This window comes from Tardiphaga sp. vice304 (assembly GCF_007018905.1).
Lineage (GTDB): Bacteria > Pseudomonadota > Alphaproteobacteria > Rhizobiales > Xanthobacteraceae > Tardiphaga.
The window spans coordinates 2,603,300-2,615,831 of sequence record NZ_CP041402.1 but is presented as its reverse complement, the minus strand read 5'-3'; the positions used below and the strand labels follow the sequence as shown (position 1 = coordinate 2,615,831).

The window sequence follows — 12,532 nt, the reverse complement described above, 5'->3', positions numbered from 1 at the left end:
GGTCACGTCGCGGGGACCGCGCGGCGGTCGGCATCCAGCGCGTCCGCCGCGATCCAGCCGGACATCATCACCATCGGCATGCCCGGCCCCGGATGCGCGGCGCCACCGGCCAGATACAGGTTCTGCACGAAACGGCTGCGATTGCCCGGCTTGAACGCGCCGGTGAACTTGCCATGGCTGGCAAGGCCGTAGATGGCGCCGTTCAGCACCTTGTAGCGGTCATGGATGTCCTGCGGCGTGAGGTGCCGCTCGAACACGATGCGGTCCTCGATATCCGTCAACCCGGCGGTGCGCTTCAGCTTGTCGAGAATGACCTGACGATATTTCGGGAACATCTCCGACCAGTTGTGATGCGGCCGCAGATACGGCGTGTGCACCAGCACGTAAAGCGCCTCGCCGCCTTCCGGCGCCACGCTCGGATCAGACTGCGCCGGCGCCGCAATATAGCAGGTCGGGTCCGGTGCCGGCTCGCCGCGCTTGTAGATGGCGTCGAACTCCTCATGGGCATCGTCGGAAAACACGAAGTCATGATGCAGCAGGTGATCGTAACGCTTGTTGAGGCCGAGATAGAGCACCACGCCCGAGCACGCCGGCTCATAGCCCGCATTGTTATAGTGCTTGGCCGCATTGCCGCCGACCAGCTCGTCATAGGTGCGGATCGAATCCATGTTGGAGATCACGGCAGAGGCCGCAATGCGCTCGCCACCGGCCAGCACGATGCCCTGAACGGCATCGCCCTCGATCACGATCTTCTCGACCTCGCGGCCGGTGTGATAGGCCACGCCGAGTTTCTCGCCGAGCTTCTTCAGAGCCTCGGCGACCGCGCGGGTGCCGCCGACCGGATACCAGACGCCGCCGCTGGTCTGCATATGGGCGATCGAGCACAGCACCGCGGGCGATGCGAACGGCGACGAGCCGACATACTGCACGAAATGATCGAGCATCTGCGACACTCGTTCGTCCGGGATCATCCCGCGAATGGTGCCCGCAACCGACCGTCCCATCCGCAGCGACAGCACATCGCGCAACGTCGCCGGATTCATGCTCTCGCGGATATTCATGGTGTCGCGGATGTCTTCGACCGATTTCCAGAAGAAGAACCGTTCCGAGACGTCATGCAGATGCTCGGAGACGCGCAGGAATTTTTCGTAGCCTTCGGCCAGCCCCTTTTTGCCGGAGAAAGCCTCGGCCTTCTTTCCCATCGCCGGCACGTCCTCGATCAGATCGAGCACGTCGCCTTCATTGAAGAAACAGCGCCACTGCGGATCGAGCCGGATCAGCGGCAGCCAGTCCTCCATCGACTCGCCGGCCTCGGCAAAGATGCGCTTGAGAACGCTCGGCACAGTGAGGATGGTCGGCCCCATGTCGAACCGGAAGCCCTCTTCCTCCAGCACCGCGGCCTTGCCACCGAGCCAGGAATTCTTGTCGTAGACGGCCACGCGATGGCCGCGCGCCGCGGCCACGACCGCGGCGGCGAGGCCGCCCAGTCCGGAGCCGATCACGACGATCGGATGCTCGTTCGTTTTGTTGATGACGGTCTTGTCCATTTTCGTCCCAATGCCCCGTCGCAGCTAACCGTTTCCGGCGGCAACCTTGTCCTGAAGTTGTTCCAGCGGGCGCGGCGCTTCTGCGGCCGACGGGATGCGGTCCGCCAAACCGAGATCCGTCAACACAAGATCGCTGGAGATCCTCGCGCTCTCATAGATCACCGGCAAGCCCGATCCGGGATGGGTGCCGCCACCCACGAGATAGACGCCCTCGACATCATCGAAGCGGTTATGCGGGCGGAAATACAGCATCTGGTCGAGGCCGTGCGCCAGATTGAAGGTCGCGCCGCGAAACACCGACACCTGATCACGCCAGTCGTTCGGCGTGAAGATCTTCTCGTAGCGGATCCGGCTGCGCAAATCGGTCAGGCCCAGGCCTTCCAGCCGGTCGATCACCGTATTGCGGAACGACTGCGTCTCCTTGCTCCAGTCGATGCCGCCGCAATGGCCGACCGGCACCAGCACGTAAAGCGAGGCGTTGCCGTCCTTCGCAAAGGACGGATCGGTTCGGCCGGGATTGCAGACATAGATCGACGGATGGCTGGGCACCACCGCAGCCTCTTCGATCTCGGCGATGTTGGCGGCGTAATCCTCGGCGAGAAAGATCGTGTGATGGTCGAGCTGATCGTACTGACCTTCGATGCCGAGATAGAGCATGTAGGTCGAGCAGGAATACTTCGCACTTTCGATCTTCTTGTCCGACCAGCGCTTGCGCAGCCGGTCGGGGATCAGGGTCGAGGCGGCATGGGCGAAGTCGGCGTTCATGATCGAGGCATCGGCGCGGGTGAAACCCGACTTCGTCTTGACGCCGAGCGCCCGCTTGCCTTCGAAAACGATTTCGCTCACCGGCTCGCCCAGCCTGATGTCGACACCGAGGTCGCGTGCCGCACGCGCCATGCCTTCGCTGACGGCGCCGCAGCCGCCGACCGGATGCCACACGCCGAACTCGAATTCGAGAAAGGCGAGAAACGTGAACAGGTTCGGGCAGCGGAACGGCGACATGCCGAGATATTTGGTCTGGAATGAAAACGCCAGTCGCACGCGGGGATCGCGGAAGAAGCGCTGCAACTCGTCATCGACCGACGACAGCGGCACGATGAAGCGCAGCGCCGACACGACGCTGGGAGCGAGATAATCGAGCAGGCTCAGAAACGGGCGCTTCAGCACCGGTACGAAAGCCGCGAGCTTCTTGCGGTTGGCCTCAATGAAGCGGCGGATCTGGCGCGCATCGTGAGGGTCGAGCTTGCCGATCTCGCGCTCGAGATCGTCCATGTGTCCGGAAATATGCACATCCGGACCGTTCTCGAATGCCAGGCGATAGCTCGGATCGACGCGTGTCATCTCTACGTAGTCCTGCATGCGCAGTCCGCAGCGCGTAAACAGCGACTCCAGAATCTGCGGGTACAGGAAGAACGTCGGACCCATGTCGAAGCGGAAACCGTCCTCGGCAAACACCTTGGTGCGGCCGCCGACCTCGGTGTCCTTTTCGAACAGCGTCACCTTGGTGCCGGCCGCGGCCAGCAGCATGGCGGTCGCCAGACCACCGGGACCGGCGCCGATCACGACTGCGTCTTTTTGACGCTCACCTCGCGCAGCCGTCATCGGTCGATTCCACGCCTGTTTGCCAGGCGCTGCTCGTGGACTTGATGTCGAAGTTCGATTCGTATGATCACTGTCTCGTCTCGATGCGCACCCCTATGACACCGACAGTGAGCGCACATCACCGTGGTGGACACAATGCTTGCACATTGCAGGCCAACATTGGATCTTTTGCAGCCGCCAGACAAGCAGCCCCATAATTTCAACGCTGGAGCGACAGACTCGATGCCCCTACTCCTATACGGTCTCCCAACTGCACTGGTTTCAATTTTTCTTCTGGCGGGCACGCCGGCCATCGCCGGCGAGGTCAATGTCACCGTATCAGGCGTGGTCGCCAACGGGACCTACGTTTTTGCCGCACTTTGTACGTCGAGCCTCGATCCCGACACCTGTCAAAAAGGTGATCGAAAGATTGCGACCGGACCGAATGTTCGCTTCACGTTCGAGAACGTACCGCCGGGTCGACTGGCTGTTGCGGCCTATCAGGATCTCGATGGCAGCGGATCCATCGAGCGTACCAATCTAGGCTTGCCGCGCGAGCCGTTCGGTTTTTCGAACGATGCCGGACGCGCGCGGCGGCCCACCTTCGAGGCGGCGGCGTTCAACGTCGGTTCGGGCACCAGCAACGTCAATGTCCGGCTACGGACACTATCTCAGGCGGCCGGCGCCCAGGAATAACGTGTCCGTCGAATCGAAAACACGATTGCGACAGCCAGGCCCGACGCGGCAATGGCGATCAGGACGCCCCACGCCTGAAGCACGGCGCCGGTCGAGCCGCCCGAGCGGACGGAAGCTTCGAAGGCCTGGATCATCCAGGCATTCGGCGTGAACCAGCCGATCTCCTGCATCCAGGGCGGCATCAGATAGCGCGGCACCATGCTGCCGCCGATGGCCGACACCAGCAGCACCGCGAAGGTCGTCGCACTTTCAGATTGTTTGCGGCTTTTGCAGACCGCGACAATGCCAAGTCCGATGGCGGCTGCGGCCGATGCAGCAATGAGGCAGGTCCCGAGCCAGAATGCCAGCCGCGACAAATCGAAGGTCGCGCCGAACAAGAACCACGCCACCGCAAACACGATCAGGGCCTGGATCGTGCCCTGCACGATGAGGAAAGCAAACTTGCCCGTCACCACGGCGGCCATGCCGCCGCGTCCCATCGTGAGCCGCTGCGAGATGCCGCTGTCGCGCTCGTCGATCAGCGTCAGCGCGCCGTGGCTGGCGGCGAACAGCAGGAAGACCGCCACGACGGCACCCGCATAATACAGCACGTTGCCCTGCCGGGCACCGGGTTCGGTCGATTGGGTCTCGACGATTCGCGCGAAGGAGAAGCCAGATTCGGATTTTTCCGCCTGCTGTTTCTTGAAGGCGGCATCCAGAAATTCGCGTTCGTCCTTGGCGATGGCTCCCGATGCTTCGACATCGGCGAGGATGCGGGCCAGCGCGACGTTGGGGAGTTTCTCGTTCAATGTCCGCTGCGCCTGCCCGATCATGATGGCGGCAGCCAGCGGCCGCGTCGCATCCTCGATGACGAGGATGGGCGGCGGGCCCTGGTCCGGTCGGCGCGCCAGATCGCCACGAAGGATCAGGCCGACATCGACATTTCCGCGACGAACGTCATCGATCATGGCTGCTTCGCTACCAGCCGTCGACTGTACGATCCGGAGCGACGGCTCGGCGTCGATTGCGGCGACGAATCTGAGCGTATTCTCGGTTTTTGCCAGATCGAGCAGCCCGACCTTCAGCTTCAGCTCCTTGCCGGTCGCGCCCGAAAAAATCGCAGCGAACACGACGAACAGCGCCGCCGGAAGTACGAACGTCATCAGCAGGGCCGTTCGGTCGCGCAAAGCGGCTAGCGCCATGACCCAGCTCGACGCGAAAATCATGCGGATCATGCTTCAGCCTTTACAAGAAGCGTGTAGGCGTCCGAGAGATTGGGCTCGCGCACGCGCATTTCGACGATTCGCAAACCGGCCTCGGCCATGGCGTCGGACAGCGGCCCGACATCGGTGTAGTTGCGTTTCTGCAGGACGACCCAGCGCGTGGGGCCATAGCATACCGCGCCATGCGCGACCAGAAACGCGGCCTGGTGTTCATTCGCAGCGTCTTGCAAAAGTAGCTCCACGGGTCGCTGCCCGGCAAAAATCGTATCCATCAGATCGCCGGGCGACTCGTCGCGGAGGATGCGTCCTCCGGCAAGAACGATGATGCGATCCGCAAGATGCTCCACCACGTCGAAATCGTGCGTGACCACCAGAATGGCGCAGCCGGCATCGCGAACACGCCGCATCACATCTTGAACGACCCGTTTGGCGTCGGCATCCAGACCGGCGGTTGGTTCATCGAGGATCATGAGTTTCGGTGAACTCATCAGCGCGACCGCGATGTTGACGCGACGCCGATAGCCACCGGACAATCGGGATACCCGCGTATCCGTGACCTGTGTGCAGCCGGCCATGTCCAGCGCGTTGGACGCGCCGATGCCGGCGTCGCGACGCGATGCGCCATCCATCATCGAGAACGCCACGCAGTTCTCGCGGGCCGTAAGCCACGGATAGAGCGCAATCTCTTGTGGCACGAGACTGGTTTCCGTCTTGTTGCACCGGACAAGGCCAGTGCGGGCCAACAAGGTGCCGGTCAGAACGCGAATGAGCGTCGATTTCCCGGCACCATTGGGGCCGGCAAGGGCGGTGACTTCACCGGCGCACATGCGTAGCGAAACATCTTTTAAAACGTCACCTGATTGATACCCGGCGAAAATATGCGCAAGTTCGGCAACCGATGTGCTCTCACGTTGTGACTTCAACATTCGGTAGAATGGCCTTCCTTGCATGGCGGTACGGCGCCATCATATCAGCTTCGTCTGGTCCCGGAAATCGGCAGAACGGCAATAGACCTGCACAAGACGAATTCGGCGCGCGGCCAATCAGCCTGTCTTCTTTGGTTTGCGCTCGACCACGGCCATCGCGTTGTCCGCGGCGCGGCTCATCAGCGCGGCGTATTCGGCGCCGAACAGCAATTCGCAGAACCGGATCGCGGCCTTGGCCTGCGCCTGGCGATAGGCGCGGATGCGGGCCTCGCCGGCGCGCAGCGACTGCACCAGCGCCTCGGTGGATTTCTCGACATATTGCTGCAGGTCGGAATAGGTCCGCAGCGTTACCTCGTTGATCGCCAGCTCCGAGGCGTAGGTACGGCACACCGCGACGAAATTGATCAGCGCGACGGTCTCGTCGACATCCGCGGGGTCGATACGGGCGGTTGGCGAAATGTCCTTGTCGGCGCGCTGGCGCAGCAGCCGGCGCACCCTGCCCGGCACGCTCTCGATCTCGGATTGCAGCGTGCTGGAGATTTCGACCCGGATCGCCGCCATCTGCCGGCCCCACACCGAATCGTTGCGCATGTCGAGTTCGGTGCGCAGGCCGCGCACGCCGTCATGGGCGGTTTTCAGCAGTTCAGGGGCGGTGTCGAACTTGCCGCGCCGGATGTCGGTGCGCAGCTGATGCGCAACCCGTGTCAGCTCGGCCAGGGCCATCGTCACGGCGACGCCGTAGGGCGTGGCGGCGACGCGGATCTCGTCGTCGGAGGCGGCGATCTTGACCGCGAGGCGGATGATCTGCCACGGCGACGCCATCCGCTGCATCACCAGAGACAGCGAAAACGGCAATACCTGCGGCGTCACCAGCACCGGCACGTTCAGCGCCCCATTGACTGAGGCGCTCTGGGAATCGGTGAAGGTCCGCAGCAGGCTGGGCAGCTTGGCGGCAAAGGCGTCGAGCGCCTCGCGGGCACGCAGCACGGCGCCAAGCGCCGGCAGGTCCTCGACCGCATGCGGCGGACCGATCCGCGCGGTGCCGCGGCCGTTCGGGCCGGGCGTCGTGACCTGGGTGATCAGGGCGGCGGCGGCCTGCTGGAATTTGCGCACCGCGCGTTCGATCTCGGAGGCGGTGGGCTCGGGCTGCGCCTGCATCACGGCCTCGAACGCCTGCACGGCGTCCACGGCGTCGCGCTCCAGCCATTGCCAGATCGGCAGCAGCGAGGCGCGGCGGATCTCCCCCGGCCGCCCCGCGGCGGTGCCCTCGATCAGGAACGGTTCGATCGATTTGAAGATCAGCCGGGTGGGATCCTCGACCCGGGCCCGCACCGCATCGGGCGAGCCGCGCACCACGCCGCGCAACTGGTCGAGCACGAAATTGGCGACCTTGACGTCCTCGCCGCGGGCAATGGCGCGCTCATACTCGCGCATCAGCAGTGCCTGCGACTGCGACGGCAGTTGGGCCAGATAGTCCCGGAGGCGATCGATCGACGTCTTGCTCATGCAGTTCTGAATCCATGCTCTCGGCAGGTAACGGGCCGAAAACAGCCACCGGACGTTCTAGCAGCGCCGGCGTTAAGAACCGGTTGAGGACGACCCGTCAGCCGGCCGCCGTCCAGCCGCCTTCGAGACTGCGGCAGGCGGTGCCGCGCGCGGACCTGATGTCGCCGCTGACCGTGATCGTATGCGAAAAGCCGCGGCACTGCGCGCCTTTCTGGTCGTAGGCGGGACCGGCCACGATATTGCCGTAGCGGCCCGAGGCCGGGTTGCGCCACGGCACCGGCGCGCCCGGCGCGCCGCGGTCAAGCGCGGCGATCTGCGCCTCATAGGCCAGCCGGCGGTCCTCGTCATTGAGGGCTGCTCCGAATTTGGCGCCGATCAGCCCGCCAAACGCCGCATTGGTCACGGCGGCGGCGGCCTCGGCCTCGCTGGCCAGCCCGACCGCGTTCTTGGTGCTGCTGTAGGCGCTTTTCAGCGCGCCCGTCCCCAGCCCGGCGCCGCCCTCGGAACCGGTGAGGTCGCAGCCGCCCAGCGCCAGTCCGGCGGCGAGCAGCGCAAACGCATGAAATTTAGGCATGGACGCAGACCTCGAACGCAACAACGGGCAGCAAAGATCAAAGACGTTACGAACCGGATAATTCGGGCGGGAACGGGGCAACCGGACCAGGCGCAGGCGCGGCCTTCGTCGGTCCAGGCCTTGATCGATTTCCGGGCGACGCCCGCCGCGCGCCGCACAACGCCGCTTTTAAAATGGATATAATCATTTTATTCTTGTCAAAGGACCGTTGTCCATCGGCTTTCCGGCCGACCCGCAGCGACCCGGCCTGCCACGAAGGAACCTGAGTTGTGAGCCCGACCATTTCGGCGAATACGCCCGATGACGTCGCCGAGACCACGGCGAGCACGCTGGCGGCGATCGGCGAGCGGATCCGCGAGCTTCGCCAGGCCCGCAACATGACGCTGCAATCGCTGGCCGACATCACCCGGCTCAGCGTCTCGATGATCAGCCTGGTCGAGCGCGGCAAGGCCTCGCCATCGATCGGGTCGCTGATCTCGGTCGCCAGCGCGCTCGGCATCACGATGTCGGAGCTGATGGCCAGCGAGCCGTCGTCGGAAGACGAGCTGGTGGTGCGGGTGGGACAGCAGCGCGGCGTCGAGACCGCGCAGCATGTGATCCGCAAGCTGATCCGCGAGGACCGCAGCCGCGGCGTCTCCATCGCCATCAACGAATACCAGCCCGACACCGGCAGCGCCGACATCGCGGTCAGCCATTCCGGCTTCGAATATGGCTATGTGCTGGAAGGCACGCTGACCGTCGAGATCGAGGGCACGGCCCACGTCCTCAAGCCGGGCGACCTGATCTCCTATCATTCGCGCCGCGCGCACAGGATCTGGAATTTCGGCCGCCGCAAGGTGCGCGCGCTGTGGTTCAATCTGGACAAGGCTTAGCGCAACGAGCTTCGTTGCCGCGTCCGGCGCGAACTATTTCGCCGAACTCATTTCGGCCCTTCGGGCCCATGACGACGGCTGCGAGGGTTCGGGCACCGGGTTCCCGGCCTGCCGGGCCGCCATCTGCCAGGCCACGATGGCATCCCGCAACTCGCCGACCGCCTCCTCCTGGGTATCGCCGAACGCCGAGCATCCCGGAAGATCCGGCGCGATGGCGATGAAACCTTCGTCTTCCTCGCTGTAGAAGACGTGCGCCGGGTATCGTTGCGCTTCTGTCACGAGTTGCTCTCTGCTTCGCTGGCGTCGGGCTTCCAGTACTTTTCGATCATACCCTGCAACTGCCGGGCTTGATATGGCTTGATGACGCCGTTCCGGTTCTGAAAATTCAGGAGTTCGGCCTCGCCGGGCCGCGAATAGGCGTTGTGATCACCTTTTTGGCCCTTGGCGACGAAGCCCAGCCACTCCGCAACCTTGCAGGCGTCGGCATAGCGAACATTCTTCGCATTGCTCCGAATCGACACAATGAGCTTATCGCGTGTGGTCACTGTCTGCGATCCACCTTCCGGCGCCCACGACCGGTGAAGTTCAGGGGAACCATAGCGCAGGATCGGTATCTGCGAACACCGCCCTTTTACACCCCCGGCAGCACCAGCTCGGCGCGCAGGCCGCCGATCGGGGCGGTGCCGAGGGTCAGGCTGCCGCCATAGAGCGCGGCGAGGTCGACCACGATCGACAGGCCGAGGCCCGAGCCCGGCTTGGTCTCGTCGAGCCGCTGGCCACGGCGAGAGACCTGCGCACGTTCCGCCGCCGACAATCCGCGGCCGTCATCATCGACGATGATGCGTAGTCTTGGCGCGACATCGGTCGCGCTTTGCCGTTCCACCAGCACCTCGATGAAAACGCGGCTGTCCGCCCATTTGCAGGCATTGTCGACGAGGTTGCCGGCCATCTCCTCGAGGTCCTGCTTCTCGCCGCGAAATCGGGCGGTGGCGTCGGCCTCGACGTCGATGGCGATGCCGCGGTCGCGGTGGATCTTTTCCATCGTGCGGCGCAGCGCCTCGATGGTCGGCGCCACCTCGGTCACGGTGCCGACAATGGTCAGCCGTGCGGCGATCCGCGCCCGCTCCAGGTGATGCGCCACCTGGTCGCGCATCACGTCGGCCTGCTCAAGCACCTTGGCCGCCAACGGATCGCCGCTGCGGCTCGCGGCCTCGTTCACGATCACCGACAGCGGCGTCTTGATGGCATGGGCGAGATTGCCGACATGAGTGCGGGCGCGCTCGACGATGGCGCGGTTGGCGTCGATCAGCGCGTTGGTCTCGCGCGCCAGCGTCGCGATCTCGACCGGGAAGTCGCCCTCCAGCCGCTCGGCGCGGCCGGAGCGGATGTCGGCGATGGCGTCGGAGATGCGTTTCAGCGGCGCGAGGCCGAAGCGGACCTGGAAGATCGTGGTCAGCACCAGCACGATCGAGAGGGCTGCAAAGGTGCCGGCGAGATACCAGTCGAAGGTCCGCGTCTCCTCGACGATCTCGGTGGCGTCGCCGGCGACGCTTACGCGGAATTTGCCGTCGGCGCCGAGATCGACCGGCCGCTCGACCATGCGCAGCCGCTGGTCCTCGGGGCCATCGACATAGCCCTGCCGGATGCCGGACGACGTCAATTCGACGCCCTGGTCCTCGAGCTTCGGCAGCTTCTTGTCCCACAGCGAGCGCGACGCTTTCTTCTCAGCTTTGGGATCGTCGACCGGCGCGATTTCCCAGTACCAGCCGGACAAAGGCAGCTCGAACAGGGGCTCGCCGAGCGACTGCATTTCGTGGTCGGGGGTGTCGGGGGCTGCGACCTCGGCGACCAGCGTGCGCAGATACAGATTGAGCCTGCGGTCGAAGGCGCGCTCGGTCGCCGAGCGGTACACCGAGGACAGGATGATCCCGGTGATCACCAGGATCACCACCACCCAGGCGGTCGCCGACAGGAACAGCCGGGTGGCGAGCGAGGAGCCGCGCATCACGCGGCTACGCCGACACAGCCACGACGCGCCGGCCGCGCCTCCTTCACCCTCCCCTGGAGGGGGAGGGTCGAGGGCGCCGTCAGGCGCGGTCGGGGTGGGGTGACGGCGGTGCGGTGGCGTGAAGGTGCTGCGTCCATCACGGACGCTGTCACCCCACCCCGGTGCCCATCATGCTTCGCATGCCGGGCACCGACCCTCCCCCTCCAGGGGAGGGTCAAGATCAGCGCCGTGAGATGGTTGCGACCGATCGCTCCCGATGAGGAGACGTGAAGAGCTCCTCGCCCCGTCATCATTCACTCGCCACCGGCGGCGTCAGCAGATAGCCGAGGCCGCGTACGGTCTGGATGATGTCGACGTCGAGCTTCTTGCGGATGCGGCCGACGAACACCTCGATGGTGTTGCTGTCGCGGTCGAAATCCTGGTCGTAGAGATGCTCGACCAGCTCGGTGCGCGAGATCACCCGCCCGGTGTGGTGCATCAGATAGGCCAGCAGGCGATATTCGTGGGATGTCATCTTGATCGTCGCGCCATTGACGCTGACGCGCCCGGTCCGCGTATCCAGCACCACCGGCCCGCAGGTCAGCTCGGATTGCGCGTGGCCGGCGGTGCGGCGCAGCAGCGCGCGGATCCGCGCCAGCACTTCTTCGAGGTGAAACGGCTTGGCGACATAGTCGTCGGCGCCGGCATCGAAGCCCTGCACCTTGTCGCTCCAGCGGTCGCGCGCGGTGAGGATCAGAACTGGCATCGCGCGCTTGTTGCGGCGCCAGGCTTCCAGCACCGCGATGCCGTCCATCTTGGGCAGCCCGATGTCCAGAACCACCGCGTCGTAAGGCTCGTTGTCGCCGAGGAACAGCCCCTCCTCGCCGTCGAAGGCGCGATCGACGACATAGCCGGCCTCGACCAGCGCGGTGGTGAGCTGGCGGTTCAGATCGGGATCATCCTCGACGACAAGCAGGCGCAAAACGAAATCCTCTCGGGCGACATCACGGCCGCCAGCATGCGCCTGAAAGCCGTGAACGGCGAATGAACGGCGGCGCCTGCCCAAATTACTTTTTCTTCACCACCGCCTTGACCACCCGCTCGATCATGCCGGGGGCGTCCTGGCCGGTCAGGGCGCTGACCTTTTCGCGGGTTCGGCCGCTGATATAGACGCCTAGCACGCCGAACCGGAACCCCCAATAGGTCACCAGCAGCGCGGTGGCGTTGACCAAAGCGTTGATGGTCTGGATGTCTCCGGTCCAGAACTCGTGCATCAGCACGGCCCAGAGGGCGGCGCATTCGAGCGTCAGCTCGAACGCATAGGCCGGGCGCCACCATTTCTGCACCGGATCGTCGCTGGCGATCTCGGCGCGCATGGTCTGTTGCGTCTCGGAGATCGCGACGCGCTGCGTCTCCGCCTCGGCCTGGATCATCTGCGCCCACTGCGCCTCCGCCTCGGCCAGCCGGGCCGGGTCTACCGCCGGCAGCTGCGCCTGCACCGCCGCCGGCGTCGCCACCGCCGAGCCGATCGCCTTGGCGAGAATCTCGCCGGCCACGCCGCCGAGTGGCCCGCCGAGCGCGGTGCCGAGTACCGGCGCGCCCAATCCGATCACCTGTCTGGCCAGATCACCCCATTCCATA

At 64.8% G+C, this 12,532-nt stretch carries 13 protein-coding genes; 2 read left to right on the top strand and 11 right to left on the bottom strand.

What is annotated here, in order from left to right; genetic code table 11:
- Window positions 1-2: 2 nt before the first annotated feature.
- Window positions 3-1,547 (bottom strand): phytoene desaturase family protein, encoded by a 1,545-nt coding sequence (locus tag FNL56_RS12375; RefSeq protein WP_143573023.1) that lies wholly within the window; start codon window positions 1,545-1,547, stop codon window positions 3-5.
- Window positions 1,548-1,571: 24 nt separating this feature from the next.
- On the bottom strand, window positions 1,572-3,149 hold the full coding sequence (gene crtI, locus FNL56_RS12370; RefSeq protein WP_143573022.1) for a phytoene desaturase family protein: 1,578 nt from the start codon (window positions 3,147-3,149) through the stop codon (window positions 1,572-1,574).
- A 159-nt stretch (window positions 3,150-3,308) separates the two neighbouring features.
- On the opposite strand from crtI, the gene FNL56_RS12365 reads away from it, so the two are divergent.
- Complete coding sequence (locus tag FNL56_RS12365; RefSeq protein WP_246660945.1) at window positions 3,309-3,824, top strand: DUF2141 domain-containing protein; 516 nt, start codon at window positions 3,309-3,311, stop codon at window positions 3,822-3,824.
- On the opposite strand, the gene FNL56_RS12360 is transcribed toward FNL56_RS12365, so the two are convergent.
- From FNL56_RS12360 to FNL56_RS12345, 4 genes are all read right to left on the bottom strand, one after another.
- Window positions 3,800-5,038: an ABC transporter permease gene (locus FNL56_RS12360; protein ID WP_368039344.1), complete on the bottom strand. Its 1,239-nt coding sequence runs from the start codon at window positions 5,036-5,038 to the stop codon at window positions 3,800-3,802. The two genes, FNL56_RS12365 and FNL56_RS12360, sit on opposite strands and share 25 nt — an antisense overlap.
- A complete protein-coding gene (locus FNL56_RS12355; protein WP_168202917.1) occupies window positions 5,035-5,952 on the bottom strand; it encodes an ABC transporter ATP-binding protein in 918 nt (305 codons plus the stop codon). The genes FNL56_RS12360 and FNL56_RS12355 overlap by 4 nt, the downstream gene beginning before the upstream one ends.
- Before the next feature lie 117 nt (window positions 5,953-6,069).
- The gene (locus FNL56_RS12350) at window positions 6,070-7,458 is read right to left on the bottom strand and encodes a hypothetical protein (protein WP_143573020.1); all 1,389 of its coding nucleotides are present in this window, start codon (window positions 7,456-7,458) and stop codon (window positions 6,070-6,072) included.
- 97 nt (window positions 7,459-7,555) lie between these two features.
- Complete coding sequence (locus tag FNL56_RS12345) at window positions 7,556-8,032, bottom strand: RT0821/Lpp0805 family surface protein (protein WP_143573019.1); 477 nt, start codon at window positions 8,030-8,032, stop codon at window positions 7,556-7,558.
- Between the two features lie 269 nt (window positions 8,033-8,301).
- Between FNL56_RS12345 and FNL56_RS12340 the strand changes: the two genes are divergently transcribed.
- Window positions 8,302-8,904, top strand: coding sequence for a helix-turn-helix domain-containing protein (locus tag FNL56_RS12340; protein ID WP_143573018.1), 603 nt, complete (start codon window positions 8,302-8,304; stop codon window positions 8,902-8,904).
- A gap of 33 nt (window positions 8,905-8,937) precedes the next feature.
- On the opposite strand, the gene FNL56_RS12335 is transcribed toward FNL56_RS12340, so the two are convergent.
- The 5 genes from FNL56_RS12335 to FNL56_RS12315 all read right to left on the bottom strand — a co-directional run bounded on the left by FNL56_RS12335 (window position 8,938) and on the right by FNL56_RS12315 (window position 12,531).
- The gene (locus FNL56_RS12335) at window positions 8,938-9,183 is read right to left on the bottom strand and encodes a type II toxin-antitoxin system HicB family antitoxin (RefSeq protein ID WP_143573017.1); all 246 of its coding nucleotides are present in this window, start codon (window positions 9,181-9,183) and stop codon (window positions 8,938-8,940) included.
- A complete protein-coding gene (locus FNL56_RS12330) occupies window positions 9,180-9,449 on the bottom strand; it encodes a type II toxin-antitoxin system HicA family toxin (RefSeq protein ID WP_143573016.1) in 270 nt (89 codons plus the stop codon). Before FNL56_RS12330 ends, FNL56_RS12335 begins: the two co-directional genes overlap by 4 nt.
- An 86-nt stretch (window positions 9,450-9,535) precedes the next feature.
- Entirely contained in the window at window positions 9,536-10,909 is a 1,374-nt protein-coding gene (locus tag FNL56_RS12325) for a sensor histidine kinase (protein WP_143576141.1), read from the bottom strand.
- Between the two features lie 292 nt (window positions 10,910-11,201).
- Window positions 11,202-11,873: a response regulator transcription factor gene (locus FNL56_RS12320; protein WP_143573015.1), complete on the bottom strand. Its 672-nt coding sequence runs from the start codon at window positions 11,871-11,873 to the stop codon at window positions 11,202-11,204.
- 85 nt (window positions 11,874-11,958) lie between these two features.
- Complete coding sequence (locus tag FNL56_RS12315; protein WP_143573014.1) at window positions 11,959-12,531, bottom strand: 3TM-type holin; 573 nt, start codon at window positions 12,529-12,531, stop codon at window positions 11,959-11,961.
- Window position 12,532: the final 1 nt, after the last annotated feature.